Below are 25,219 nucleotides of genomic sequence, written 5' to 3'. Positions count from 1 at the left end.
CTTACATCAGTCAGGCAAGGACAGCGCCTTATTTCAATCAGAGACAAAGGACAAGCGCCGGCCCTCGGCATCGCTGCGGATGGCAAGGTCGATGATGTGCATGACATTGACCGCATCCTGCGCCGCGACAGGGAAAGGCTTGCCGTCGAGCAGCGTCTCCGCCACTGCGCGGTAGAAGCCTGCATAGTCGCCGTCCTGCGTGGCGTAAGCCGATTGCACGTCGTGCTCGCCGTCGGCTTCGCGCAGCAGACCTGCAGGATTCTTGCCGAAGCCCGTATCGCCGGGACGCAGCCCCGCCTTGAGCTGGTCCTCCTGCACGTCAAGGCCGTTGATGACATAGCTGCCGCGCGTGCCGTGCACGGTAAAGCGCGGCGGCGGCAGAGCAGTCAGTGCACTCGCGTGCAGGATGACTTCCTTGTCGGCGTAGTGCAATTGCAGATGCACGTAGTCCGGCACCTGCGCGTTGTCGCGTTGCTGCCTCACCGTCGCTGAGATGGCGTCTGGCGCACCGAACAAGGCCAGCGCCTGATCGATCAGATGCGGTCCCAGATCGAACAGCAGACCGCCGCCGTGCGCCGCTTCTTCACGCCAGCGTTTTGGAATCACGGGGCGGAAGCGGTCGAAATGCGATTCGTAATGCGTGACGCGTCCCAATTTGCCGTCGGCAATCAGGGCGCGCAGGGTCATGAAGTCGCCATCCCAGCGCCGGTTGTGGAAGGGCGCAAACAGCAAGCCGCGCTGCGTCGCCAACGCTGCCAGTGCTTTGGCATCGGCGCCGGACAAGGTCACCGGCTTGTCGACCACCACATGCTTGCCGGCGTTCAGTGCGCGGCGGGCCAGATCGAAGTGGGTGTCGTTGGGTGTGGCGATGACGATGCAGCTGATATCCGCACGCGCCAGCAAGGCGTCGAAATCCGGCACAATGTCGACGCCGGCGGCATCGGGATAATCGGCGCGGGCGCGTTCGGCCTGCGATGTCGCGATCACGGAAATCTCGGTGCGGCCGCTATGCGCGATCACCGGCGCATGAAAGGTCGAACCGGCAAAGCCGTAGCCCATCAAACCCAGCTTCAATACTGCGGACATGGAGGGTCTCCTCGTTATATATTCTTCAGACTTTTTTGACGAACTCGGTCTTCAGGCCCATCTGGCCGAAACCATCGATCTTGCAATCGATGTCGTGATCGCCTTCGACCAGGCGGATGTTCTTGACCTTGGTGCCGATCTTGACGACACCGCCGCCGCCCTTGAGCTTGAGATCCTTGATCACGGTAACGGTGTCGCCGTCCTGCAGAATATTGCCGGCGGCGTCGCGCCATACCTTGGCAGTTTCTTCCGCAGCCTCTAACGCTTGCGACGACCATTCATGCGCGCATTCGGGGCAGATGTAGAGCGCACCGTCTTCGTAGGTGAATTCGGATTGGCATTGCGGACAGGCTGGCAGGGTACTCATGATGGCTTTCTGGATGGTGGAGCGAACGCGCTGCGGCCGAGTGCAAAATGTGAAATGCAAAATGCCGGGCGGGATGCGAAGTACGCAGTATACAACCCCGCTATACTAGAGCCGGCAAGATGGTTCTTGGTGCAACGTTGACATTCAGGCAGGAGTTGGCATGCTGCAGTCGATTTCCGGTATCCCCATTCGCAAGGAGTGCCCGCCCGGCGCGTGCGTGTGCGATCGCGAAAGCCTGCTCAGCAATGCCCACGCCGGTGTCGACACCGATCTGCGCATCCTGACGCTGACCCAGGAACAGGAACGCAGACTGATCGAGCGCATCGACCGCATCAATAGCTACGAAGATTTACAGCACGTCAGCAATCTCTTGTATAAGCAACTCGGCGTGGTGCTGCACATTACGCCCAGCCCGCGCGAAGTGCGCACGGTGCGCGGCTTCATGATCCTGCTGGAAGACCGCCCCGGCCTGTGCAAGAAGACGCGTCAGGCCGTCCCCGCGGCGATTCGCAAATGCCTGGAAAACAATCCCGAAATCGCCTTCACCATCCTCAATGCGCACGACCTGCTGGGTGATGCCTGACCTGTGTCTGACCTGCACCTGACCCGTGTCTGATTTCCAGATGACAGTCCTCGTTCGAGGATATGCAGAAATCGCCTAAGCATCATCGAAAGCATTCGTTCGGATTCCTCATCGATTTGTTTAGTCTTGACGCCCACTACATTCTACGGGGCAGGACATGACAACATCGAACAAGCGCCGCCTGCTTTTGCAGGCCACGGCTGCGGCGACACTGGCGGGGACAGCCGCATGGAGCAGCGCAGCTGAAGAGCGCACGCTGCGCATCGGCTATCAGAAATTCAACACGCTCAACATCCTCAAAGGCACCGGCAATCTGGAGAAAGCGCTGGCGCCGCTGGGCTGGAAAGTGAAGTGGTTCGAATTCGCCGCCGGGCCGCAGTTGACGGAAGCCCTGAACGCCGACGCCATCGATTTCGGCCACGCCGCCGACACGCCCTCGGTATTCGCCAATGCCTCCGGTGTGAACGCCGTCTATCTGGCTGCCGAGCAGCCGTATCCGAAAGGCATCGGCATCTTCGTCGCGCAGGATTCGCCCATCCGCTCAATCAAGGAATTGAAGGGCAAGAAGGTCGCGCTGGGCCGCGGCTGGAATGTGCAATATCTGCTGGTGCGCGCGCTGGAAGAAGCCGGCCTCAGCTACAACGACATCGTGCCGGTGTATGTCTCCAACGCGGCCGATGTACGCGCGGCTTTTCAATCGGGCAATGTCGATGCGGCCGGTTTGTGGGATCCTTTCCTCGCCGGTCAGGAACTGGCGACGCGGCCGCGCATCCTGCGCGACGGCACCGGCCTGTCGAACAACCGCACCTTCCATCTGGCCACGCCGAAGTTCGTCGACCAGAACAAGAACATCATCCGCATCCTGTTCACCGAACTGAAGAAAACCAACAACTGGACCCAGGCGCATCCGCAGGAAACCGCCGACCTGCTGGCGCCGCAACTGGGTGTCGATCCCAAGGTCTTGCGCCTGGCGACGGAACGCCGCAACTACACCACGGTGCCGATGGATGCCGGCATCATCCAGGAGCAACAGCAAATCGTCGAAGCCTTCTACAAACTGAATCTGATCAAGAATCCGGTGCAGGTCAAGGACAAGGTCTACGGCGAAGCGCTGCTGTAAGCCTGCGCCATGACGATCTCGAAGCCGATCCATCTCGCCGCTTTTCTCATTGCCGGCAACGCCGCTCACAGCCAGGTGCTGTGGCGGCATCCGCAGAGCCGGCCAGGCGGCTTCCTCACTCTCGATTACTACAAGCGCATTGCCCAGACGCTGGAACGCGGCAAGTTCGATCTGCTGTTCTTTGCCGACCGGCTGGCGGTGTCGACGCGCTTCGGCGGCGATCATCGCTACGGCGTCGCCTACGGCGATCAGGATGCGACGCGCATGGATCCGCTGCCGGTGCTGGGTGCGATTGCGGCGGTTACCTCGCGCATCGGCCTCGGGGCAACGCGCTCGACGACCTACTCGCAGCCCTATAGCCTGGCGCGGGAGTTTTCCACACTCGACCATCTGTCGGCGGGACGCGCAGCGTGGAACGTGGTGACCTCGGTCAACCAGGGCGAAGCTGACAATTTCGGTCTGCGCGAAACGCTTGGGCATGACGAACGCTATGACCGCGCCGACGAATTTCTCGACGTCACACACAAGCTGTGGCGCAGCTGGCAACCGGAGGCGCTGCTGCTGGAAGCGGATAGCGGACGCTACGCCGATCCCGACAAAGTCAGTCCCATCGATCATCACGGCACGCATTTCAACGTGCGCGGCCCGCTGAACATTCCGGCATCGCCGCAGGGGGGCCCCGTGATCATCCAGGCCGGTTCATCGCATCGCGGGCAGGATTTTGCGGCGCGCTGGGCCGAGGTGGTGTTCGGCATCCAGCCGGACCTGGCACGCATGCAGCGCTTCTATCTGGATCTGAAAAGCCGTACGGAAAAGTTCGGCCGCCGACCGCTGGACATCAAGGTGCTGACCGCGGTCATGCCGTTTGTCGCCGCCACTAAAGCGCAAGCGGAAGAGCAGCGCGCGCGCCACAACGCCATGGTTGATCCGGCGGTCGGCCTGTCGACTCTGTCGAGCCACATGAACGTGGATTTTTCCAGATACGCGCTGGATGCGCCGGTCGACGACATTCAGGTCGAGGGCATGCAAGGCCTGTTCAAACTGGTGAAGGAATTGTCGCGTGACGGCAGCCTGACGCTGGCCGACATCGGCCGCCTCTATGCCAGCGGCGTGCTGGTACCGCAGGTGGCAGGAACGGCTGCCGATATTGCCGACTGGATGGAGCACATCGTCGCGCATCAAGGCGCGGATGGTTTTGTGATCACGCCGACGCATCTGCCGGAAGGCTTCGACGATTTCGTCGACCTGGCGGTGCCCGAGTTGCAGCGGCGCGGGCTATTCCGCTGGGACTACGAGGGCGACACCTTGCGTAGTCATTTGCGCTGACGGCATCTCACTTTGCAAACCCACGATAGCCGTCGTCCTGACGAAAGTCAGGACCCAGCGTCGTATCGAACGTCTTGACGACACTGGGTCCCAGCGTTCGCCGGGACGACTGCAACAAACGGCAATAAACGGCAAGCGCTGATTGAATGGCCGCATCAATAAAAAAACGGCGCGAAGTCACTCGCGCCGTTTTTCATTTCACCATACAGATTACTGCAGCTTACTCAGGCTTGCCGCCCTTGCGATGCGGTTTGGCGTGGCCTGAAACGCGTGTGTCAGGACGAGTTTCAGCACGTCCTTCGCGTTTGTCCGAACGCTTGTCGCCCGGACGGCCGGCGCGCGCACTGCTGTTGACCTTCGGCGGCGTGGAATTCTTCGCCGGGGTCTTGTCGTGATGCTCGGTGCCGGTGCCGATGATGCTGATGTTCATCTTGCGGCCGTCAATTTCCACCGCCTTCAGCTGATGCAGCAGCGGCTTGGGCATGCCGGCCGGCAAGTCCAGGGTGCTGTGATCGTCGTGGATATCGATGCGACCGATGTGCTTGGCCTCGAGCCCGGCTTCGGTGGCGATAGCGTTGACGATGCCGGCAGGCGTAGCGGCATGCGCGCGGCCGATTTCGATGCGGAAGGTCTGCATCTGGAATTCCGGCTTGCTCTTTTCCTTGCCCTTGCCTTTGCGCGGTTCCTCGACTGGACCCTGGTTGGGACGTTCGGAACGTTCAGCATGCTCGCTGCGATCTGTACGCTCTGCACGATCTGCGCGCACAGGGCGATCGTCACTACGTTCAGGACGGCTGTCGCGCTGATCCCGGTCCCCGCGCGGTCCACGTTCGGCACGCAACATCGGCGGGCGTTCGTCGGTCACGCTGATCTTCAGCTGTTGACCGGCGACCCAGACTTTCTTGAGATGCTGCACCAGGTCATCCGGCATGTCGCCCGGCAGATCCAGCACACTGTGGTCGTCGAAAATTTCGATGCGGCCGATATGCTTGGCGTCCATGCCTGCTTCGTTGGCGATGGCGCCGACGATGTTGCCTGGCTTGACGCCATGGTCATGACCGACTTCGATGCGGTAAGTCTGTGTCGTGTGGGCGGCGAAATCGGCCTTGGTCGGACGCGGACGCTCTGTGCGCTCGGCACGTTCAGCGCGCTCGGGACGGTCGCTGCGTTCGGTGCGCTCAGCACGTTCCGGACGCTCGCTTCGTGCGGCACGTGGCGCGGCAGCGACGCTGCCGTCGTCACGGCTGATCTGCAATTGCTGACCGGCGACGCGCACCGATTTCAGATGATCGATCAGATCGGGAGGCATGTCGTCCGGCAGATCCAATACGCTGTAATCGTCATAAATTTCAATGCGGCCGATGTGCTTGGAATCCATGCCGGCTTCGTTGGCGATGGCGCCGACGATGTTGCCGGGCTTGACGCCGTGCTGATGGCCGACTTCGATGCGGAAGGTCTGCATGCCGGGATCGGCGGCGCGGACGATGCGCTCCTTGGTGCCGTAGCTTGGGCGCTCGGCGCGGTCGTTGCGGTCATTACGATCGCCACGCTCCGCACGCGGCGAACGGTCCGGACGTTCGCGCGGGGCGCGGTCGTCGTTGCGGACAAATTCGGGTTCGCGCTGGTTCTTGTCGAGCAGTAGCGGCACGTCGCCGCGCGCCATCTTGGCCAGTGCTGCCGCGATGTCGACCGCGGTGACGTTCTGTTCGCGCTCGTAGTCTTCGATCAGCGAGCGGAAGATATCGAGGCCGCCGTCGGCCAGCGTTTCGCCGATCTGTTCCTTGAAGCGCGCCACGCGCACGTCATTGACGGCCTGCACACTTGGCAGAGTCATTTGCGTAATCGGCTGGCGCGTCGAGCGCTCGATGCTCTTGAGCAGATTCTTTTCACGCGGGGTGATGAACAGGATCGCTTCGCCGCTGCGTCCGGCACGGCCGGTGCGGCCGATACGGTGGGTGTAGCTTTCCGGATCGTAAGGCACGTCGTAGTTGATGACGTGGCTGATGCGTTCGACGTCGAGGCCGCGCGCGGCAACGTCGGTGGCGATCAGAATGTCGATCTGTCCGTCCTTCAATTGCTGGATGGTGCGTTCGCGTTGCTGCTGCTGGACATCGCCGTTAATAGCGGCGGCGGCAAAACCCCTTGCTTGCAACTTGCCGGCAAGTTCTTCGGTGCCGAGCTTGGTGCGCGAAAAAATGATGAGACCGTCGAAAGGCTCGACTTCCAGGATGCGCGTCAACGCGTCGAGCTTGTGCATGCCGCTGACCAGCCAGTAGCGCTGGCGGATGTTTTCGGCGGTGCCGGTCTTGGCGGCGACAGTGATTTCAGCCGGATCGCGCAGATAGGTCTTGGCGATGCGCTTGATGACAGCCGGCATGGTCGCCGAGAACAGCGTGGTCTGCCGTGTGGCCGGTGTCTTTTGCAGAATCGATTCGACGTCGTCGATAAAACCCATGCGCAGCATTTCGTCGGCTTCGTCGAGCACCATGGTCTTCAGTTGCGACAGATCGAGCGAACCCTTGTCCAGATGGTCAATCACGCGGCCGGGGGTGCCGACCACGACGTGCACGCCGCGGCGCAAGGCGCTCAGCTGCGGACCGTAGCTCTGGCCGCCGTAAATCGGCAGGACGTGAAAGCCGGGAATATGCGTAGCGTAGCGCTGAAACGCTTCGGCCACCTGGATCGCCAGTTCGCGCGTCGGCGCCAGCACCAGCGCTTGCGGCGCAGTCTGGCGGATGTCGATGCGCGAGAGAATCGGCAGTGCGAACGCCGCGGTTTTGCCGGTGCCGGTCTGCGCCTGGCCCAGCACGTCGCGATTGTTCAGCAAGGTGGGGATGGTGGCAGCCTGGATCGGCGAAGGTGTTTCGTAACCGAGTTCTTTCAGGACGCGCAACAGCGGTTCACTGAGATTGAGATCGGAAAACTGAGGGAGAGGTGCTTCAGACATGGTGAGACTCACAGGTTCTTTTAGGCCGCAGGGCGCGGCCGGATGGTGACGCAGTTTACTCGCTTGTGACGCAATCAGCGAAGTTAAGTTGCAACACCGACAGGGAAGCTGCTTCCGCCGACACGTCGCCGGCAGGGATTTTATGAGTGAAAATGCTGCCGCGGACGGCTCCGTCCGCTACAAATAATGCCGGACGGCAATCAGGCCGCAACGATCATGGCGACCGTCGGGCGGTGATTGCTGGCAATAGTTGACGTTATTGAAAGGTATTGGGAGTCAGTTGCAGCGGTGTGCCCTGCACGCCGGCCCGCACCATGCGGCGCGCGACGCCGGTGATGTTGGGTTCCAGCTCACGGAAAGTTTGCATCGGGCCGATCGCGGTAAACATCTGCGAAGCCAGCTTGATCAGCGCTTCGTTGGAGATGAAGCACTCTCGATTGACGAATTCGACACAGACGGAAAACCCGATACCTGCTTTGGTCATTTTCACTGCGGTTGACGCTTGAGACATGACAGCTCACTTTCAATCGTGGAATCCAGTTATAGTGCGCGCAAGCGCCGCCAATAGCAATTAAAATCGGCAAACGGCGGCCTTTCCGGGGCCTTTTTCAGCTCGCGGGACAGGCTTATCCGACCGGTCCGGCGCCAACAGGGTATAATAGCGCTTAGTTGGGTGTTACACCCTTTCCCGGACCGGCCAGCAATATTGCCTGTCTCCACTCTTTCCGGTCGTGCTTCTGTCGTTCCCGAGCAGTCGGCCCGTCCCGTAGTAACCGTCCTGCGCCGGCAACGTTGTACTTCTGGCGCAAAAGTCTTTTTGTGTGTCCTTGTTGGGACACCGGAACGAAAAGCAAAATCGCACTGGTCCGCTCGCGCGGCAACCGGTCTCTTTTTTCTGCGTTCTCTGGCGAATGCTGTGCAGCTTGTTTTGCTGCGTGCCTGTTTCGCCCGTCGAGCGCCTTACCTGGAAACCACCATGGCTAAAGAAGAATTACTCGAAATGAACGGCCTCGTCGAAGAAGTCCTGCCGGACTCGCGCTTTCGCGTCAACCTGGAAAATGGTCATCGACTGATCGCCTACACCTCCGGCAAGATGCGCCAGAACCATATCCGCATCCTGGCCGGCGATAAAGTCACGCTGGAACTGTCGCCTTACGACCTGAGCAAAGGCCGCATCACTTTCCGTCATCTGGAAAAACGCGGACCGGTCGGTGGTGGGCAGCAACGTCGCCGCTACTAAGCGCATCAAGCTAACCGACGTCCACACCGGAACCGCGCCATGTCCGACACTATTATCGAACGTTCTGCAGGCGCTGCGGCGATTTCCGCCAGGGCGCTCGACATTGCGCTGGCACTCGACGTGCAGATCGCCGACTGCGTGTGGGATATCGGCGCCGATCTGACGCATGAACATGCACATCGGCTGGAGCTGGTGACGGAGGCAAAATCGGTACGCGTGTATTTTCGCGAACTGGAATTGACCACTGCCGACAATGCCTCGCGCAGCAAACGCGTCGATGAGCGTCTGCAGCGCGCCATCGCGCAATTGCAGCAACGCGCGCCGGCGCCGACCTACGGCTATAACTGAGGCAGCCGGGTTGAGCCTGCAAGCCGGCCTCCAGAAAATAAATCTCCATTTATCGCGATATGCTTAGGTAAGTCTCTGTTTTACCTGTATATTGAATTCTGCACTTACATCAAGTCGTCGTTATTGTTGGTCTCTCTCCCTTGCGCTTGTTCACAAGCCATCTCTGTTTGACTCTCTTCGGTTACATCTTGCTTGATCTCGGGTGCGCTTCGGGCGTCGTCCCTCATTTTTTCAAGGAAGTAAAACATGTCTACATCACAAACCGGTACAGTCAAATGGTTCAACGATTCCAAGGGCTTCGGCTTCATCACGCCTGATCAAGGCGGCGACGATCTGTTCGCGCATTTCCAGGACATTCAGTCGACCGGCTTCAAGAGCCTGGCTGAAAACCAACGCGTTTCGTTTGAGCGCGGCACTGGTCCCAAGGGCGAAAAAGCAACCAACATTCGTCCTATCTAATCGAATGTTCTGACGCGCAGACTACGGTCTTCGCGCATGCAAGTCCGGATTCAATATGTCGCCGGTGACACCACGCAGATAGCATGGGTCATTGCCGATCGGATCCGGCACCCTGCGGGAAACCGCAGATAAAGAAAGCTCGCTACGGCGGGCTTTTTTTCATCCGGCATTTCTTCCCGGCTACTGTCCGGCCGCTGCGCTTCCGCTATCATCCTGTTTTTCCTCCGCCATTCCGAAATCCTTGTTCATGAATCTCCCTCTGCATGGCTGGCAAGCGCAATTTGTCGCTTTGGCCGGCAAACTTGCCGGCAACGATGGCGCACACGACATCAATCATTTGCATCGCGTGTGGCACACAGCCCAGACCTTGCTGCGCACACATCCCGAAGCTGATGCGCTGATCGTGCAAGCCGCATGCTATTTACACGATCTGGTGAATCTGCCGAAGAACGATCCGCAACGACACACGGCGTCAAAGCAGGCGGCACAACTGGCCTGCCGCCATCTGGAGGCGATGCATTTCCCTGCGGATAAACTGGCAGGCGTCACGCACGCCATCGAAGCGCACAGCTTTTCCGCCGGTATTCCACCGGAGACGATCGAGGCGAAGATCGTGCAGGACGCCGACCGGCTGGATGCGCTCGGCGCAGTCGGCCTGGCGCGCTTGTTCTATACCGCCGGCCGCATGGGCAGCCAGCTCGCCCATCCCGACGATGTGCAAGGATCGCAACGCACACTCGACGACAAACGCTATGCACTAGACCACATCGCCTGCAAACTGGAGACGCTGCCGGCTTCCATGCAAACACTGGCTGGTCGCCGCCTCGGCGAAGAGCGCATGCAATGGCTGCGCGATTTCCGCACAACCTTTATCGCGGAATGGCAAGGTGCCGCGGTCTGAAAACGTTTCGCCGGAATGCTGCTAGAATCGATCCATCGTTTTACATCACGTATTGATCTTCATGTTTACCGCTGCCCTGGTCACTCTGTCCTGCCTGTTGTCGCTCAGCCTGTATGTCGCGGCTGCGCAGACGCGCGTGCGTACGGCCGCCGGTAAACAAAAAAAACAGTCGCTCATCTGACCGGGGCGCGCTGTCCTGTCAGGTGGGCTGACAGGATGGCAAACGCAGACCGGACACGTTCCCCTCGCTACCTCTTCCTTGCACCTGCCGACAGACATTCGACGGTCTGTAATGCAGTACTTCAATGGAGAGCAGCAATGACTTCTTTCGACGGAATCTGGATCCCTCTGATCACGCCGTTTCACGACGGTCGCATCGATTTTCCTGCCTTGCAGGCGCTGGCTCGCAGCATGGTTGACGCCGGGGTGTCCGGACTGGTGGCCTGCGGCTCGACGGCCGAAGCCGCCGCGCTGGACGACGATGAACAACTGGCGGTACTGGACGCCATCATCGCCGCCGTGCCCGACTGCCCGGTAGTAATGGGGCTGGCCGGCAACCGCCAGGCGGGCATGCTGGAAAAGATGCAGAAAATCCAGCAGCGCCGGATTGCCGGTCTGCTGATCCCGGCGCCGTATTACATTCGTCCCTCGCAGGAAGGCCTGCGCGCTTTCTATCTCGCCATGGCGGACGCCGCCACCGTGCCCGTGATCGTCTACAACATCCCTTATCGCACCGGCATCAACATCGACAGCGCCACGATACTTGCGCTCGCCGCGCATGAGCGCATTGTCGCCGTCAAGGATTGCGGCGGCAGCCTGGGTGCGACGATGGACCTGATCGCGCATGGCGGCTTGCGCATCTTGGCCGGCGAAGATGAGCAGATCTTCACCACGCTCTGCCTGGGCGGCAGCGGCGCCATCACGGCGGCGGCACATCTGCGTCCGGACCTGTTTGTACGCGTGGCGCAGCTGGTGCGCGCGCAACGCATCGAGGAGGCTCGTGCCGTCTTCTACGATTTGCTGCCGCTGATTCGTCTGCTGTTTGCCGAACCCAATCCTGCGCCGATCAAGACCGCGCTCGCATTGATGGGCATGGTGCGCGACGAATTGCGCGCGCCGATGCAGCCCGGTTCTACGGCGTTGCAAGAAAAACTGCAACGCGAATTGCTGCGGCTTGGTTGCCTGTAAGCGCCGGGCGACAAACTGAAAAACCGCAGACAGGGAGCGGGCGAAACGGCGGCTTGCTGAAAACGAGGCAGCCGTCATCGCTCGCGTTCCGACCTACTGTCGGTATTGCCTGATTGGAAATATGACGCACGATAAATCCGCCTTTGTTACAAAAGGCTAATGTTTCTTTGCGAACCAAGCAGTTTTCTCCTCGTCTTATTTCCATGTCAGCATTGTCGAGGAGGTATCGTGGCAAGTCAGGAACAGCAACAAGATCGGCACCAGCCGCACTGGAGCATCGCCGACCTGGATTTTTCCCGCATCGATCTGCGGCGTGTACGTAGCGACGAAAACACGTTCTATCTGGTGGCCTGCGCCTCCTTCGTCGAAAGCGGCTCCGATCTGTATACCGATAACCTGCTGGATTTCTTCAGCGACAACGCCGAAGTCGCGGCCTGGCTGCGCGAACAGTGGGAGGTGGAAGAGCTGCAGCATGGCCGGGCGCTGCGGGCGTATGTCGAGCATGTCTGGCCTGAATTTCCCTGGCAACGCGCTTACGACAGTTTCCTCAAGGAGTACGCGACCTACTGCAAGGTCGAACTGCTGGAACCGACCAAGGCGCTGGAAATGGCGGCGCGCTGCGTGGTCGAGACCGGCACCGCGACGTATTACCGGGCACTGTCGCGCAGCGTAAAGGAACCGGTGCTACGCGATCTGGCCTCGCGAATCTCGAACGACGAGGTCAATCACTACAAGCATTTTTACCGCTATTTCCGCGAATATCGCAAACGCGAAGGCATCGGCCGCTCGCGCGTGCTCGGCACCCTGAGCCGACGCACGCTGGAAATGCGCAATGAAGATGCCGACTGCGCGATCCGCCATGTACTGAAATTCCACGATCCGGCGCGGGCCGGCGACGTTGCCTATTTAAAGGAACTGAGCGCGCGCATGAGCGCTACCGTGCGCACCAATTTGACGCCGGAGATGACGCTGAAGATGATCATGCGTCCGCTGGAGCTGTCGCCGCGGGTGCAGAGCTGGGTGCAATATCCGATCCAGCAACTGATGCAGCACGTATTTTTGCGCTAAAAACAATCACCCCTTCACTGATTTGCACCAAATTGCTCCTGTTTGGGGCAAATCGGGATTCGCCGCACCGCCACCATTTTTACCATCACTAAAATGGTGCGATAGCGCGCGCTCGCTTCTGCAAAGCCGGAAAAATCGAGAGAGATTGACGAATTGTCATTGGCACGCAATCTGCTAAAGCAGAAAGGCAGTCAACAAACTCTCATTGATTCTTCTAACTGTAGGAGCACTTCATGTCACGTCGCACTATCCTAAAAGCAACAGCACTCGGCGCGTTCGCACTTGCAGCATCCTCCTGGCTCCCAGCCGCGTTCGCCGCGGACACCATCAAGGTCGGCATCCTGCACTCGCTCTCGGGCACCATGGCCATCTCCGAAACATCGCTCAAAGATGTAGCGCTGATGACAATCGATGAAATCAACGCCAATGGCGGCGTCATGGGCAAGAAGCTTGAGCCTGTGATCGTTGACCCTGCATCCAACTGGCCACTGTTCGCTGAAAAAGCGCGCCAGCTGATCTCGCAAGACAAGGTTTCCGTCGTGTTCGGCTGCTGGACTTCGGTCTCGCGCAAATCGGTTCTGCCGGTCTTCAAGGAATTGAACAGCCTGCTGTTCTACCCGGTTCAGTATGAAGGCGAAGAGCTGGAAAAGAATGTGTTCTACACCGGCGCAGCACCTAACCAGCAAGCGATCCCTGCGACTGAATACCTGATGTCGAAAGAAGGCGGCGGCGCCAAGCGTTTCGTCCTGCTGGGCACCGACTATGTGTACCCACGCACCACCAACAAGATTCTGCGCGCCTTCCTGCATAGCAAGGGCGTGAAGGATTCCGACATCGACGAAGTCTATACACCGTTCGGCCACTCCGATTATCAAACCATCGTCGCCAACATCAAGAAGTTTGCAGCAGGCGGCAAGACAGCGGTGATCTCGACCATCAACGGCGACTCCAACGTGCCGTTCTACAAAGAACTCGGCAATGCCGGCCTGAAGGCGACCGACGTGCCTGTCGTGGCGTTCTCGGTGGGTGAAGAAGAATTGCGCGGCGTCGACACCAAGCCGCTGGTCGGCCACCTGGCTGCCTGGAACTACTTCGAATCCGTGAAGAATCCGGTCAACACCGCCTTCATCAAGAAGTGGAAAGCTTACGCCAAGGCCAAGGGTCTGCCGAACGCCGACACAGTCGTGACCAACGATCCGATGGAAGCGACTTACGTCGGTATCTACATGTGGAAGCAAGCAGTTGAAAAAGCCAAGACCACCGACACCGACAAGGTGATCGCAGCGATGGGCGGCCAGACCTTCAAGGCGCCGTCCGGCTACACGCTGGAAATGGACAAGACCAACCATCACCTGCACAAACCAGTGATGATCGGCGAAATCAAGGCCGACGGTCAGTTCAACGTGGTCAACAAGACCAAGACTACGATCCGTGCACAGCCATGGAGCCCATACATCCCGGGCAACGAAAGCAAGCAAAAGATGTAATGCAGCAGCTTGCAACGTTTGAGTAGTCCCCGCTGCATGTTCCATGCAGCGGTTTGCAAGTCCTTGCACCGGACGTCCGACATCCCGTCCGGTGCAATCAAGGCCGCATTCTTTACTTGAAATTTCTCAGTGAAATTTCTCCTGGAAGTGCGTGCATGAATCTCAGATAAGCGTCGTAAGACCGACTTTCTTTCCGTCTTGCAGTGCCACCGAAAAGAACCATGAGACTTCTCCCCAAGATCATTGCGTCCGCCTTGCTCACAGGCTGGCTGTGCACCCAGGCGATCAGCGCGCATGCCGCGATCGATCCGGCGCTGCTCAAGCCGCTGGCCGGCGACGACCCTGACGCGCGGATTGCCGCCGTCACCCAGATTGCTGCGCTGGCCAATGCCGACGCCCAGAAAATCCTCAACGCCATCAACAGCGATGCGCTGTACGCCACGCCTGCCGGCGACGTGCTGATCATTGAAGACACCGAGGCATTTAATCCCGCCACCGACAAGACCGGACCTGCGCCCGACGACGCCGAAGGCATTACCGTCAACAACCGTCTGCGCGGTGTGGTCGAAGGCGCCCTGTCCGGCCTCAAGCTGTTCTCGCCGGACCGCGCCGCACGTTTGACCGCAGCGACAGAACTGCTGAAGACCGCCGACGCCGCACAGACACCACTGATCAGCAAAGCACTGGCCGCGGAAAAAGATCCGCAGATTCAGGAAGTGTTGAAGCAAGTGGTCGCCACCGCCAACCTGCATGCGCCTGACGCGGTGGCACGCAAGGCCGCCGTCAAAGCGCTGGCCGAGACCACCAACGCCAATCTGAAACCGGTGCTGGAACAAATGCTGGCCAAAAATCCTGACGGCAGCTATGTCGAAACCGACGAGGGCGTGCGCATTGAAGCGGTCCGCACGCTGTCGGCGCTGGACCGCCACCTGTCCATCACCGAATTCGTCGGCAAACTGTTCTACGGCGTCTCGCTGGGCAGCGTACTGTTGCTGGCAGCGCTGGGCCTGGCGATCACCTTCGGCCTGATGGGCATCATCAACATGGCGCACGGCGAACTGCTGATGATCGGCGCCTACACGACTTACGTGTGCCAACTGGTGTTCCGCAAATTCTTCCCCGGTGCGATCGACGCTTATCTTGTTGTTGCGCTGCCGGCTGCCTTCATCGTTGCTGCGGCAGTGGGCATCGCGCTCGAACGCCTGGTGATCCGCTGGCTCTACGGTCGTCCGCTGGAAACCCTGCTGTGCACCTGGGGCATCAGCCTGATGCTGATGCAGGGCGTGCGCTCGATCTTCGGCGCGCAGAATGTCGAAGTCGCCAACCCGAGCTGGATGTCGGGCGGCATCACGGTGCTGGGTTCGCTGGTGCTGTCGTACAACCGGATCGTGATTATTTTCTTCGCGCTGTTTGTGGTGTTTGCAGTGTGGCTGATCCTGAATAAAACACGTCTGGGCCTGTTCGTACGCGCCGTGACACAGAACCGTCGCATGGCCGATTGTGTGGGCGTCTCGACCGGCAAGATCGACATGATGACCTTCGGCCTCGGCTGCGGCATCGCGGGTCTCGGCGGCGTGGCCTTGTCGCAGCTCGGCAATGTCGGCCCCGATCTGGGCCAGGGTTATATCGTCGACTCCTTCATGGTGGTGGTGCTGGGCGGCGTCGGCCAACTGGCGGGCACCGTGATCGCCGCGTTCGGCCTGGGCGAAGTGAACAAGTTCCTGGAACCGGTCGCCGGCGCCGTGCTGGCCAAGATCGCCATCCTCGTGTTCATCATCGTGTTTATCCAAAAGCGCCCGCAAGGCCTGTTTGCACTGAAAGGCAGGAGCGTGGAATGAGTACCCTGAATCTACCTTTGAAACCTTCGCTGTTTTCGCGTCCGGCATGGATTGCCATCGTGGTCTTTACCGTGATCCTGGGTCTGCTGCCGATTCTCAACCTGATCTTTCCGGCTGGCCATCCGCTGTCCATCTCCAGCTATACCATCGCGCTGATCGGCAAGTTCATGTGCTACGCGATGGCGGCGCTGGCGCTGGATCTGGTGTGGGGCTACACCGGTATCCTGTCGCTCGGCCACGGCGTATTCTTCGCGCTGGGCGGCTATGCGCATGGCATGTACCTGATGCGCGCCATCGGCCACGATGGCGTGTATCAAAGCGACTTGCCGGACTTCATGGTGTTCCTCAACTGGAAGGCTTATCCCTGGTACTGGTGGATGACAGAGCATTTCTGGTTCGCCATGCTGCTGGTGGTGCTGGTGCCGGGCGTGCTGGCCTTCGTGTTCGGTTACTTTGCTTTCCGTTCGCGCATCAAGGGCGTGTACTTCTCGATCATCACGCAGGCGATGACCTTCGCCTTCATGCTGCTGTTCTTCCGCAACGATACCGGTTTCGGCGGCAACAACGGCTTCACCGACTTCAAGCGTATCCTCGGCTTCACCATCACGGCGCCGTCGACCAAGGCGGTGCTGTATCTGGTGACGCTGGCCTTCCTGCTCGGCTCGCTGCTGCTGTGCCGCGCCATCGTGACCTCTAAACTGGGCCGCGTGCTGCAGGGCGTGCGCGATTCCGAATCGCGGCTGATGTTCATCGGCTACAACCCGCTGTGGTTCAAGCTGTTCGTATGGACTTTGTCGGCGGTGTTGTGCGGGATTGCCGGTGCGCTGTATGTACCGCAGGTCGGCATCATCAACCCGTCGGAAATGTCGCCGGCCAACTCGATTGAAATGGTGATCTGGGCGGCCGTCGGCGGACGCGGTTCGCTGCTCGGCCCGATCATCGGCGCGTTCACCGTCAACGGCCTCAAGAGCTGGTTCACTGCCGCCTTCCCGGATCTGTGGCTGTATGCGCTGGGTCTGATCTTTATCCTCGTAACGCTGTTCCTGCCGCAAGGCATTCTGGGACTGATCAAGAAACTGAAGAAGCAAGAAAAATCAGATCCATCCAAGGAGGCCGCATGAGCGAAATGTACAATCGCGCCGCGCCGCAAGACAGCGTCGATAACGGCCAGCACGCCGACCACGGCACATCCTACGCCCGCATCAAACCGGAAGGCGTCGACACCACGCACGGCGCCATCCTGTATCTGGAAAACATCACGGTCTCGTTCGACGGTTTCAAGGCGATCAACAACCTGAATCTCGATATCTCGGTTGGTGAACTGCGCTGCATCATCGGCCCCAACGGCGCCGGCAAGACCACGATGATGGATGTCATCACGGGCAAGACGCGGCCGACGGCAGGTACGGCGTTCTTCGGCCAGAGCATCGACCTGACCAAGATGACCGAATACGAGATCGCCCACGCCGGCATCGGCCGCAAGTTCCAGCGGCCGACGGTGTTCGAGCAACACTCGGTCTTTGAAAATCTGGAAATGGCGATGAAGATGGACAAGCGCGTGAAGACGACCTTGTTCGCGCGCCTGAACTCGGAACAGATCGGCAAGATCGAAGAGATCCTCAGACTGATTCGCCTCAACGGTCAGGAAAACCGCGTCGCCGGCCTGCTCTCGCACGGTCAGAAGCAGTGGCTGGAAATCGGCATGCTGCTGATGCAGGAGCCGCAATTATTGCTGCTGGACGAACCGGTGGCCGGCATGTCGGATGCCGAAACCGTACGCACTGCTGAATTGCTCAATGAGCTGCGCGGTAAGCATTCGATCATGGTGGTCGAGCACGACATGGGCTTCGTCGAAGAGATCGCGCAAGGCGGCAAGGTGACCGTGCTGCACGAAGGCTCGGTGCTGGCGGAAGGCACGATGCAGCAGGTGCAATCGGACGATCGCGTGATTGAAGTGTACTTAGGCCGTTGAAGCCAGGGACGAGAAGAATATGCTGCAAGTCAATCAACTGAACCAATACTACGGTGCTGCACATACCTTGCGCGGCGTGTCGATCAATGTCGAAAAGGGCAAGTGCCTGTCGCTGCTCGGCCGCAACGGCGTGGGCAAGACGACGCTGCTGAAATGCCTGATGGGCGTGCTGCCCGTCGCTGCCGGCAACGTCACCCTGGAAGGCCGTGACATCACCAGACTCAAACCGCATCAACGCGCAGCGCTCGGCATCGCGTATGTGCCGCAGGGCCGTGAGATCTTTGCACGCCTGACCGTGGAAGAAAACCTGCTGATGGGCATGGCGACCAAGTCCGGCCGCAAGGCGTCGACGATCAAGGGCGAGGTGTACGAACTGTTCCCGGTGCTGAAAGAAATGCTGCACCGTCGCGGCGGCGATCTGTCGGGCGGGCAGCAGCAGCAACTGGCGATTGCCCGCGCACTGCTGGCCGAGCCGAAGCTGATCATCCTCGACGAACCGACCGAAGGCATCCAGCCATCGATCATCAAGGACATCGGCCGCGTGATCAGCCTGCTGCGTCAGCGCGGCGACATCGGCATTCTGCTGTGCGAACAGTACTTCGATTTTGCGCGCGAACTGGCCGACACCTTTGTCGTGATGTCGCGCGGTGAAGTGGTCGCCTCAGGCGTACAGGCCGAGATGGATAACGAAGACGTCAAGAAACATCTGGCGGTATAGGAATACAAACGCCCAAGCGCAGCCCGCCGCCGCCGACATGGATGTTCACCCCGGCCGCGTGCGCGGGATGCTTTTTAGCATCAGGTCTGCTATAAAAGCACATCGTTGCCGTCCTGACCTCTTTCAAACATTGCATGAAACGCATCATCGATCCTGCCACTGCCGTCACGGCGTCGGGCCAAGCCGCCGCCGTCACCACCTCCATGGCATCCCCACGCCATGAGCAGGCGCGGCTGACGCTGGGCTTCGCCGACGATGCGGGCACCACGCGCATGATCGAGCGCAGCCATTTCGGCCCGCTGCGCGTGCAAAAGCCACTCTATCCCGAACATCCTGCCGTCTGCCACGCCGTCATCGTGCATCCGCCAGGCGGCATCCTGGGCGGCGACGTGCTGAACATCAACGCTCATGTCGGCGACAACGCGCATGCGCTGCTAACCACGCCGGGCGCCGGCAAATGGTACCGCGCCAACGGCTTCGTCTCGCAGCAGCAGGTATCGCTGACCGCGACCGCCGGCGCCGCGCTGGAATGGCTGCCGCAGGAAACTATCTTCTTCAACGACGCCGACGTGCGCATGGAGCATCAGGTCGAGCTGGTCGCCGACGCCACATATATCGGCGGCGAGATCCTGTGCTTCGGCCGCACCGCGTCGGGCGAATCCTTCGTCAACGGCCGCGTCAGCCAGCGCACCAGCATCCGCCGCGATGGCAAACTGGTGTGGTTCGAACAAGGCGCCTTGCGTGCGGGGACGTCGTCCATGACGAGTCCGCTGGCCTTGGCCGGTTATACCGTAAGCGCGACCCTGATCGCGGTCGGCTTGCCGCTCAACACCGCCTTTCTCGGCGAGTTGCGCGAGCAGACCAGCGCGCTGGCGCAAAATGGAAATGGCCGCAGCGGTGCGACGCAGATGAAACAGGTATTGGTGTTGCGTTATCTCGGCAACTCCAGCCAGATTGCGCGGCAGTGGCTGACGCATGCATGGCAGCGCATCCGTCCGGAATTGATGCAGCGTGAGGCGATCGTCCCGCGCATCTGGAATACATAGATTAAGGAGAACACATGGAACTGACCCCACGGGAAAAAGACAAGCTGCTGATTTTTACGGCAGCGCTGGTGGCTGAACGGCGCAAGGCGCGCGGCCTGAAGCTGAACTATCCGGAAGCGGTGGCGCTGATCACGGCGGCCATCATGGAAGGCGCGCGCGACGGCCGCACCGTGGCCGAGCTGATGTCGGAAGGCACCAGGATCCTGACCCGCGCCGATGTGATGGACGGCGTGGCGGAGATGATCCCCGATATTCAGGTCGAAGCGACTTTCCCGGACGGCAGCAAGCTGGTCACGGTTCATCACCCTATTCCTTAAGGAGCGTCGAGATGATTCCAGGAGAAATGCTGGTTGAGCCGGGCGACATCGAACTCAACGTCGGCCGTGCTACAGCGACTGTCACGGTGGCCAATAGCGGCGACCGTCCGATCCAGGTCGGATCGCATTTTCACTTTTTCGAAACCAATCCGGCGCTGAAATTCGACCGCCAGACCAGTTACGGCATGCGCCTCAACATCGCCGCCGGCACCGCGGTCCGCTTCGAGCCGGGCCAGGAACGCACGGTGGAACTGGTGGCGCTGGCCGGCGAGCGCAAGGTCTATGGTTTCAACGCCAAAGTGATGGGCGCACTCGACAAGAAGGGAAACAAATAATGGCCAAGATTTCACGTCAGGCTTATGCCGAAATGTTCGGCCCCACCGTCGGTGACCGCTTGCGTCTGGCTGACACCGAACTGTTCATCGAAGTTGAAAAGGATTTCACGACCTACGGCGAAGAGGTCAAGTTCGGCGGCGGCAAAGTGATCCGCGACGGCATGGGCCAGTCGCAGCGCAACTATAAAGACGTGATGGACACCGTGATCACCAACGCGGTGATCGTCGATCACTGGGGCATCGTCAAGGCCGACATCGGCATCAAGGGCGGCAAGATCGCCGGCATCGGCAAAGCCGGCAATCCCGACATCCAGCCAGATGTCACCATGGCCATCGGCGGCGCGACCGAAATCATCGCCGGCGAAGGCATGATTGTCACGGCCGGCGGCGTCGACACACACATCCATTTCATCTGCCCGCAGCAGATCGAAGAAGCGCTGATGAGCGGCGTCACCACCATGATCGGCGGCGGCACCGGCCCGGCGGTCGGCACCGCAGCGACCACCTGCACGCCCGGTCCATGGCATATCCACTCGATGCTGTCGGCGGCGGATGCCTTCCCGATGAATCTGGGTTTCCTGGGCAAGGGCAACGTCAGTCTGCCGACGCCATTGGAAGAACAGATCCATGCCGGCGCCATCGGTTTGAAATTGCACGAGGACTGGGGTTCGACGCCTGCTGCCATCGACAACTGCCTGTCGGTGGCGGATCGCCTTGACGTCCAGGTGGCGATCCACAGCGATACACTCAATGAAGGCGGCTTCCTCGAGCACACGCTGGCAGCCTTCAAGGATCGCACCATCCATACCTTCCACACCGAAGGCGCAGGCGGCGGGCATGCACCGGACATCATCGCGGCGGTCGGCGAAAGCAATGTGCTGCCGTCATCGACGAATCCAACGCGTCCCTACACCGTCAATACGCTGGACGAGCATCTGGACATGCTGATGGTTTGCCATCACCTGGATCCGGCGATTGCCGAAGACATCGCCTTCGCGGAGTCGCGCATCCGTCGCGAGACGATTGCCGCGGAAGACATCCTGCACGACATCGGCGCGATCTCGATGATGTCGTCCGACTCGCAAGCCATGGGCCGCGTCGGCGAAGTGATCATGCGCACCTGGCAGACCGCGCACAAGATGAAAACGCAGCGCGGTTCGCTGGCGCAGGATCCATCGCGTCACGATAATTTCCGCGTCAAGCGCTATATCGCCAAGTACACCATCAACCCGGCGATCACGCATGGCATTTCACATGTGGTTGGTTCGCTGGAAGTCGGCAAGGTCGCCGACATCGTGCTGTGGAAACCGGCCTTCTTCGGCGTCAAGCCGTCGATGATCCTGAAGAGCGGCATGATCGCCGCGGCGCAGATGGGCGACCCGAACGCCTCCATCCCGACACCGCAACCGGTGCATTACCGCATGATGTTCGGCGCGTACGGTGGTGGCTTGAAGACGTCGATGACTTTCGTATCGCAGTCGGCGTTCGATGCCGGCATCGGCGAGATGCTCAAGCTCAATAAACCGGTCGTACCCGTAAAGGGCATGCGCAATCTGCGCAAGCGCGACATGATCCACAACGGCGCGACGCCAAAGATGGAAGTCGATTCCGAAACCTATGAAGTGCGGGCCGATGGCGAATTGCTGGTGTGTGAACCGGCCAAGGTCCTGCCGCTGGCGCAACGTTATTTCTTGTTCTGAAAATTATGCTGACTCTGAATACCAAGATCGAACACGCCGAGAAGATCGACGGCGAATTGCTGCTGCCTTACGACCAACGCGAAAAGAGCCGCTTGCGCGCCACCATGACGTCCGGCGAGGAAGTCGCCGTATTCACTGTGCGCGGCACGGTACTGCGCAACGGCGATCTGCTGCGCGGCGACGATGGCCGCGTGGTGAAGATCAATGCCGCCAAGGAAGCGACTTACCGTGTCGAAGCGAATTCACCGCATCAGTTGCTGCGTTGCGCCTTCCACCTCGGCAACCGCCACACGCAGGCGCAGGTCGGCGAAGGCTTCCTGCGTATTCGCAAGGATCCGGTACTGAAGGAAATGCTGGAAGGCCTCGGCGCGCTGGTGGTGGAAGAGGAGGCCGCCTTCGAACCGGAATCCGGCGCTTATGGCGGCGGTCACCATCACCACGGTGACGACCATCATCATCCGCTGGCGCCGATCCCCGTGCGTCAGAAGATTCATCGCCCCGGCGATAAATCGGCTTAATTGGCAGAACACGCCATGCAAGCACAAGCCCTGCTCCATCTGCTCCAGCTGACCAGCCCGTCGTTGCCGATCGGCGCATACAGCTATTCGCAGGGGCTGGAAGCCGCCATTGAAAACGGCAGCGTCAAGAACGAAGCCGGTGCGCGTGCATGGATCATCGACTCGCTGCATGAAGTGGTCGCTCGTTTCGAAGCACCGATTTTGTGGCGTCTGCTGCAGGCTTTTGCCGGACGCGATGCGGATGCAGTGGCATTGTGGAACGAACGCTTTATTGCTGCGCGCGATACCGCCGAGTTCCGCGCCGAGACGATACAGATGGGTTATTCGCTGAGCAAGCTGGCGATCGATCTGAAGATCGGCGATAAATCCTTGCTCGATCTGATGCAGGCACAAGGCGAAGTACCGCTGCCGACGGCATTGGCTTGTGCGGCTGTGGCGCTGAACGTGCCGCATGACGCAGCCTTGCTGGGCATGCTGTTCGCGTGGGCGGAGAATCAGGTGCTGGTCTGCGTGAAATCGGTGCCGTTAGGCCAGGTTTCAGGTCAACGTTTATTGTTGTCGTTGCAACCGGAGCTGGAGGCGGCAGCAAAGACGGCACAGGAGTTGGCAGATGATGAACTGTCGAACTGGTCGCCGGGCTTGTCGCTGCTGTCGATGCAGCATGAAGTGCAGTACAGTCGCTTGTATCGTTCATGATGTATCGATACTGAGGCAGTCCGCGATCGCATGACCATTTGAATTTTACAGAATTCGTTTTTGACAGATATAACCCAGATATAAAGCCGAGATAAACATGAGCAATCCATCCTCCCCAAATCCCTTGCGCGTCGGCATCGGCGGCCCGGTCGGTTCCGGCAAGACGGCGCTGTGCGAAATGCTGTGCAAACGCATGCGTGATCATTACGATATGGCCGTCATCACCAATGACATCTACACCAAGGAGGACATGGAGATCCTGCTGCGCGCCGATGCCTTGCCGGCAGAGCGCCTGATGGGTGTCGAGACCGGTGGCTGTCCGCACACGGCGATCCGTGAAGATGCTTCAATCAACCTGGAAGCGATCGCCCGCATGAGCGCGGATTTCCCGGATCTGGACCTGATACTGGTAGAATCCGGCGGCGACAATCTGGCGGCGACGTTCAGCCCGGAATTGTCGGATCTGACGATTTACGTGATCGACGTTGCCGGCGGCGAGAAGATTCCACGCAAAGGCGGCCCTGGCATTACGCGTTCAGATCTGCTGATCATCAACAAGACCGATCTGGCGCCTTATGTCGGCGCCAATCTCGACATCATGGCGCAAGATGCAAAACGCATGCGCGGCGAACGTCCGTTTGTGTTTACCAACCTGCGCAGCGGCGACGGGGTCGAGACGGTGATTGAATATATCCGCAAGCAAGGTTTGCTGGACGAAAAGAAGCGGGCTTGAAGAAGCCTGTTTGAGATTTACGTTATTCAGATTAGCTTGGCGCGCGTGCGCATCCACGAAGATTAATACGAAGGAGAAAAAACATGTTCCGACTTTCCACCAAGACCGCAATGCGCACTACCGCATTGACCATCACAGCGCTGGCAGCAGGCAGCGCCTTCGCGCATCCAGGCCATCCCGGTTCGTTGATGACGGCATCGGGCAGCTTCAGCGCCGGCTTCGCTCACCCATTCTCTGGGATCGACCATTTGCTGGCGATGCTGGCAGTTGGCCTGTGGGCCGCGCAGAACAAGCGTTCCGCAATGTGGGTGTTGCCGCTGGCGTTTCCGCTGATGATGGTGGTCGGCGCGTTGCTGGCATTTGCAGGACTTGAATTTCCTGCGGCGGAAACCGGTATTGCCGCCTCGGTCGCGGTTCTCGGCCTGTTGATCGCCTTCGCCGTGAAGATGCCGTTGTGGGCAAGCACAGTGGTGGTATCGCTGTTCGCGCTATTCCACGGCTATGCACACGGCAGCGAATTGCCGCATGGCTCGTCGGCCGCGATGTACGGCCTTGGCTTTGTACTGGCGACTGCGCTGTTGCATGCCGCCGGTTTGGGTATCGGCTTGTTCGCCGGCAAACAGATGGCAGATAAGGTTGTGCGTATTGGTGGTATCGGTATTGCCGCCGTGGGCGCGTATTTGCTTGCAGGAGTGTGATGTATTGAAGCTGGGTCACCGATGAGCGTCGGTGATAAAGTTGAATCAAAAGCCGCGTTTCGACGCGGCTTTTTTATTGCCTGAACGAAGTGTGGTTCGTCTGTCGCGCCTGACACTGGTTGGCTATTGATGGCGGCGGTGGAAGTGCATGGCGTAGTGATGCTGCGATTGCCATTGGTTGTTCAGAACTGGATTCGGATCGGTGTTTGATGAGAGTACGGCTTCTGGCGCGATCATTGCCGTACTCCCATTCTACAGATGTGAAGTTCACGCCTGCTGGCAGGATTGAGGCGAATAGTCGGGTGTGTCTCTGGCTGACGTTGAGGTGGGGCTGTTTTGAAGCGAAGAAGAGCGGCGAAGAGGAAGAGTGCGTTGATGAGTGCGGGGGAATGCGGGGTGATGTGGGAGGGAATGCTGGAGGGTGATGAGGAGGGATGGAGGGGTGCGTTGGACAGCAAAAAGCCCCAGACCTTGAGATCTGGGGCTTAAGCTTAATTAATAGCCTGACGATGACCTACTTTCACACTG

At 59.7% G+C, this 25,219-nt stretch carries 26 protein-coding genes; 22 read left to right on the top strand and 4 right to left on the bottom strand.

Annotated elements, in window-relative coordinates; genetic code table 11:
* Positions 1-33 precede the first annotated feature (33 nt).
* Positions 34-1,086: an oxidoreductase gene (locus AC1RN6_RS05130; RefSeq protein ID WP_493003568.1), complete on the bottom strand. Its 1,053-nt coding sequence runs from the start codon at positions 1,084-1,086 to the stop codon at positions 34-36.
* Positions 1,087-1,111: 25 nt separating this feature from the next.
* The gene (locus AC1RN6_RS05125) at positions 1,112-1,453 is read right to left on the bottom strand and encodes a zinc ribbon domain-containing protein YjdM (protein WP_493003566.1); all 342 of its coding nucleotides are present in this window, start codon (positions 1,451-1,453) and stop codon (positions 1,112-1,114) included.
* A gap of 160 nt (positions 1,454-1,613) precedes the next feature.
* Between AC1RN6_RS05125 and AC1RN6_RS05120 the strand changes: the two genes are divergently transcribed.
* The 3 genes from AC1RN6_RS05120 (at position 1,614) to AC1RN6_RS05110 (ending at position 4,482) form a co-directional block, all read left to right on the top strand.
* Positions 1,614-2,036, top strand: coding sequence for a hypothetical protein (locus tag AC1RN6_RS05120; RefSeq protein ID WP_493003564.1), 423 nt, complete (start codon positions 1,614-1,616; stop codon positions 2,034-2,036).
* 157 nt (positions 2,037-2,193) lie between these two features.
* The gene (locus AC1RN6_RS05115) at positions 2,194-3,156 is read left to right on the top strand and encodes a sulfonate ABC transporter substrate-binding protein (RefSeq protein ID WP_493003563.1); all 963 of its coding nucleotides are present in this window, start codon (positions 2,194-2,196) and stop codon (positions 3,154-3,156) included.
* A gap of 9 nt (positions 3,157-3,165) precedes the next feature.
* Entirely contained in the window at positions 3,166-4,482 is a 1,317-nt protein-coding gene (locus tag AC1RN6_RS05110; RefSeq protein ID WP_493003561.1) for an LLM class flavin-dependent oxidoreductase, read from the top strand.
* A 220-nt stretch (positions 4,483-4,702) separates the two neighbouring features.
* Here AC1RN6_RS05110 and AC1RN6_RS05105 read toward each other — a convergent pair whose 3' ends face one another.
* Together AC1RN6_RS05105 and AC1RN6_RS05100 are read right to left on the bottom strand one after the other, a co-directional pair.
* Positions 4,703-7,429 (bottom strand): DbpA RNA binding domain-containing protein, encoded by a 2,727-nt coding sequence (locus tag AC1RN6_RS05105; protein WP_493003559.1) that lies wholly within the window; start codon positions 7,427-7,429, stop codon positions 4,703-4,705.
* A gap of 256 nt (positions 7,430-7,685) precedes the next feature.
* Positions 7,686-7,940, bottom strand: a complete 255-nt coding sequence (locus AC1RN6_RS05100; RefSeq protein ID WP_493003557.1) for a DUF1488 family protein — start codon at positions 7,938-7,940, stop codon at positions 7,686-7,688.
* 465 nt (positions 7,941-8,405) lie between these two features.
* Between AC1RN6_RS05100 and infA the strand changes: the two genes are divergently transcribed.
* The 19 genes from infA to AC1RN6_RS05005 all read left to right on the top strand — a co-directional run bounded on the left by infA (position 8,406) and on the right by AC1RN6_RS05005 (position 24,691).
* Positions 8,406-8,669, top strand: coding sequence for a translation initiation factor IF-1 (gene infA / locus AC1RN6_RS05095; protein WP_007881321.1), 264 nt, complete (start codon positions 8,406-8,408; stop codon positions 8,667-8,669).
* A gap of 39 nt (positions 8,670-8,708) precedes the next feature.
* A complete protein-coding gene (locus tag AC1RN6_RS05090; protein WP_493003555.1) occupies positions 8,709-9,017 on the top strand; it encodes a hypothetical protein in 309 nt (102 codons plus the stop codon).
* Positions 9,018-9,263: 246 nt separating this feature from the next.
* Complete coding sequence (locus tag AC1RN6_RS05085; protein ID WP_007881326.1) at positions 9,264-9,476, top strand: cold-shock protein; 213 nt, start codon at positions 9,264-9,266, stop codon at positions 9,474-9,476.
* A 247-nt stretch (positions 9,477-9,723) separates the two neighbouring features.
* Entirely contained in the window at positions 9,724-10,377 is a 654-nt protein-coding gene (locus AC1RN6_RS05080) for an HD domain-containing protein (protein ID WP_493003553.1), read from the top strand.
* A 318-nt stretch (positions 10,378-10,695) separates the two neighbouring features.
* Positions 10,696-11,565, top strand: a complete 870-nt coding sequence (gene dapA / locus AC1RN6_RS05075) for a 4-hydroxy-tetrahydrodipicolinate synthase (protein ID WP_493003552.1) — start codon at positions 10,696-10,698, stop codon at positions 11,563-11,565.
* Positions 11,566-11,793: 228 nt separating this feature from the next.
* Positions 11,794-12,633, top strand: a complete 840-nt coding sequence (locus AC1RN6_RS05070; protein ID WP_493003550.1) for a ferritin-like domain-containing protein — start codon at positions 11,794-11,796, stop codon at positions 12,631-12,633.
* Positions 12,634-12,866: 233 nt separating this feature from the next.
* Positions 12,867-14,120, top strand: coding sequence for an urea ABC transporter substrate-binding protein (gene urtA / locus AC1RN6_RS05065; RefSeq protein WP_007881331.1), 1,254 nt, complete (start codon positions 12,867-12,869; stop codon positions 14,118-14,120).
* Between the two features lie 221 nt (positions 14,121-14,341).
* Positions 14,342-15,958: an urea ABC transporter permease subunit UrtB gene (urtB, locus tag AC1RN6_RS05060; protein ID WP_493003549.1), complete on the top strand. Its 1,617-nt coding sequence runs from the start codon at positions 14,342-14,344 to the stop codon at positions 15,956-15,958.
* Positions 15,955-17,079 (top strand): urea ABC transporter permease subunit UrtC, encoded by a 1,125-nt coding sequence (urtC, locus tag AC1RN6_RS05055; protein ID WP_493003547.1) that lies wholly within the window; start codon positions 15,955-15,957, stop codon positions 17,077-17,079. The genes urtB and urtC overlap by 4 nt, the downstream gene beginning before the upstream one ends.
* Positions 17,076-17,930, top strand: a complete 855-nt coding sequence (gene urtD / locus AC1RN6_RS05050; RefSeq protein WP_493003545.1) for an urea ABC transporter ATP-binding protein UrtD — start codon at positions 17,076-17,078, stop codon at positions 17,928-17,930. Before urtC ends, urtD begins: the two co-directional genes overlap by 4 nt.
* Positions 17,931-17,949: 19 nt before the next feature.
* Positions 17,950-18,648, top strand: a complete 699-nt coding sequence (gene urtE, locus AC1RN6_RS05045) for an urea ABC transporter ATP-binding subunit UrtE (RefSeq protein WP_493003544.1) — start codon at positions 17,950-17,952, stop codon at positions 18,646-18,648.
* 134 nt (positions 18,649-18,782) lie between these two features.
* A complete protein-coding gene (locus AC1RN6_RS05040; RefSeq protein ID WP_493003543.1) occupies positions 18,783-19,694 on the top strand; it encodes an urease accessory protein UreD in 912 nt (303 codons plus the stop codon).
* 14 nt (positions 19,695-19,708) lie between these two features.
* Complete coding sequence (locus AC1RN6_RS05035; RefSeq protein WP_034298124.1) at positions 19,709-20,011, top strand: urease subunit gamma; 303 nt, start codon at positions 19,709-19,711, stop codon at positions 20,009-20,011.
* An 11-nt stretch (positions 20,012-20,022) separates the two neighbouring features.
* Positions 20,023-20,346: an urease subunit beta gene (locus AC1RN6_RS05030; protein ID WP_493003541.1), complete on the top strand. Its 324-nt coding sequence runs from the start codon at positions 20,023-20,025 to the stop codon at positions 20,344-20,346.
* Entirely contained in the window at positions 20,346-22,046 is a 1,701-nt protein-coding gene (ureC, locus tag AC1RN6_RS05025) for an urease subunit alpha (protein WP_493003539.1), read from the top strand. The genes AC1RN6_RS05030 and ureC overlap by 1 nt, the downstream gene beginning before the upstream one ends.
* A gap of 5 nt (positions 22,047-22,051) precedes the next feature.
* Positions 22,052-22,564, top strand: coding sequence for an urease accessory protein UreE (gene ureE, locus AC1RN6_RS05020; RefSeq protein ID WP_493003538.1), 513 nt, complete (start codon positions 22,052-22,054; stop codon positions 22,562-22,564).
* A gap of 15 nt (positions 22,565-22,579) precedes the next feature.
* Positions 22,580-23,260 carry an urease accessory protein UreF gene (locus AC1RN6_RS05015; protein WP_493003537.1) on the top strand — a complete coding sequence of 227 codons (681 nt, stop codon included), beginning with the start codon at positions 22,580-22,582 and terminating at the stop codon, positions 23,258-23,260.
* A gap of 97 nt (positions 23,261-23,357) precedes the next feature.
* Positions 23,358-23,993, top strand: coding sequence for an urease accessory protein UreG (ureG, locus tag AC1RN6_RS05010; protein WP_493003535.1), 636 nt, complete (start codon positions 23,358-23,360; stop codon positions 23,991-23,993).
* Between the two features lie 83 nt (positions 23,994-24,076).
* Positions 24,077-24,691, top strand: coding sequence for a HupE/UreJ family protein (locus AC1RN6_RS05005; RefSeq protein ID WP_493003533.1), 615 nt, complete (start codon positions 24,077-24,079; stop codon positions 24,689-24,691).
* Positions 24,692-25,219 lie beyond the last annotated feature (528 nt).

This window comes from Herbaspirillum sp. GW822-FHT03A08, assembly GCF_058801885.1.
The sequence above is the reverse complement of the archived record's forward strand: the minus strand, read 5'-3'. Positions and strand labels throughout refer to the sequence as shown.

What these genes read in the sequence shown, in the direction of transcription:
- infA (WP_007881321.1), top strand. Translation starts at nt 8,406, where the DNA reads ATGGCTAAAGAAGAATTACTCGAAATGAACGGCCTCGTCGAAGAAGTC.
- ureG (WP_493003535.1), top strand. Translation starts at nt 23,358, where the DNA reads ATGAGCAATCCATCCTCCCCAAATCCCTTGCGCGTCGGCATCGGCGGC.
- AC1RN6_RS05115 (WP_493003563.1), top strand. Translation starts at nt 2,194, where the DNA reads ATGACAACATCGAACAAGCGCCGCCTGCTTTTGCAGGCCACGGCTGCG.
- AC1RN6_RS05100 (WP_493003557.1), bottom strand. Translation starts at nt 7,940, where the DNA reads ATGTCTCAAGCGTCAACCGCAGTGAAAATGACCAAAGCAGGTATCGGG.
- AC1RN6_RS05130 (WP_493003568.1), bottom strand. Translation starts at nt 1,086, where the DNA reads ATGTCCGCAGTATTGAAGCTGGGTTTGATGGGCTACGGCTTTGCCGGT.
- AC1RN6_RS05005 (WP_493003533.1), top strand. Translation starts at nt 24,077, where the DNA reads ATGTTCCGACTTTCCACCAAGACCGCAATGCGCACTACCGCATTGACC.
- AC1RN6_RS05120 (WP_493003564.1), top strand. Translation starts at nt 1,614, where the DNA reads ATGCTGCAGTCGATTTCCGGTATCCCCATTCGCAAGGAGTGCCCGCCC.
- AC1RN6_RS05080 (WP_493003553.1), top strand. Translation starts at nt 9,724, where the DNA reads ATGAATCTCCCTCTGCATGGCTGGCAAGCGCAATTTGTCGCTTTGGCC.
- AC1RN6_RS05125 (WP_493003566.1), bottom strand. Translation starts at nt 1,453, where the DNA reads ATGAGTACCCTGCCAGCCTGTCCGCAATGCCAATCCGAATTCACCTAC.
- AC1RN6_RS05105 (WP_493003559.1), bottom strand. Translation starts at nt 7,429, where the DNA reads ATGTCTGAAGCACCTCTCCCTCAGTTTTCCGATCTCAATCTCAGTGAA.
- AC1RN6_RS05090 (WP_493003555.1), top strand. Translation starts at nt 8,709, where the DNA reads ATGTCCGACACTATTATCGAACGTTCTGCAGGCGCTGCGGCGATTTCC.
- AC1RN6_RS05110 (WP_493003561.1), top strand. Translation starts at nt 3,166, where the DNA reads ATGACGATCTCGAAGCCGATCCATCTCGCCGCTTTTCTCATTGCCGGC.
- AC1RN6_RS05015 (WP_493003537.1), top strand. Translation starts at nt 22,580, where the DNA reads ATGCAAGCACAAGCCCTGCTCCATCTGCTCCAGCTGACCAGCCCGTCG.
- AC1RN6_RS05040 (WP_493003543.1), top strand. Translation starts at nt 18,783, where the DNA reads ATGAAACGCATCATCGATCCTGCCACTGCCGTCACGGCGTCGGGCCAA.
- ureE (WP_493003538.1), top strand. Translation starts at nt 22,052, where the DNA reads ATGCTGACTCTGAATACCAAGATCGAACACGCCGAGAAGATCGACGGC.
- AC1RN6_RS05085 (WP_007881326.1), top strand. Translation starts at nt 9,264, where the DNA reads ATGTCTACATCACAAACCGGTACAGTCAAATGGTTCAACGATTCCAAG.
- urtC (WP_493003547.1), top strand. Translation starts at nt 15,955, where the DNA reads ATGAGTACCCTGAATCTACCTTTGAAACCTTCGCTGTTTTCGCGTCCG.
- urtD (WP_493003545.1), top strand. Translation starts at nt 17,076, where the DNA reads ATGAGCGAAATGTACAATCGCGCCGCGCCGCAAGACAGCGTCGATAAC.
- dapA (WP_493003552.1), top strand. Translation starts at nt 10,696, where the DNA reads ATGACTTCTTTCGACGGAATCTGGATCCCTCTGATCACGCCGTTTCAC.
- AC1RN6_RS05030 (WP_493003541.1), top strand. Translation starts at nt 20,023, where the DNA reads ATGATTCCAGGAGAAATGCTGGTTGAGCCGGGCGACATCGAACTCAAC.
- urtE (WP_493003544.1), top strand. Translation starts at nt 17,950, where the DNA reads ATGCTGCAAGTCAATCAACTGAACCAATACTACGGTGCTGCACATACC.
- urtB (WP_493003549.1), top strand. Translation starts at nt 14,342, where the DNA reads ATGAGACTTCTCCCCAAGATCATTGCGTCCGCCTTGCTCACAGGCTGG.
- urtA (WP_007881331.1), top strand. Translation starts at nt 12,867, where the DNA reads ATGTCACGTCGCACTATCCTAAAAGCAACAGCACTCGGCGCGTTCGCA.
- ureC (WP_493003539.1), top strand. Translation starts at nt 20,346, where the DNA reads ATGGCCAAGATTTCACGTCAGGCTTATGCCGAAATGTTCGGCCCCACC.
- AC1RN6_RS05035 (WP_034298124.1), top strand. Translation starts at nt 19,709, where the DNA reads ATGGAACTGACCCCACGGGAAAAAGACAAGCTGCTGATTTTTACGGCA.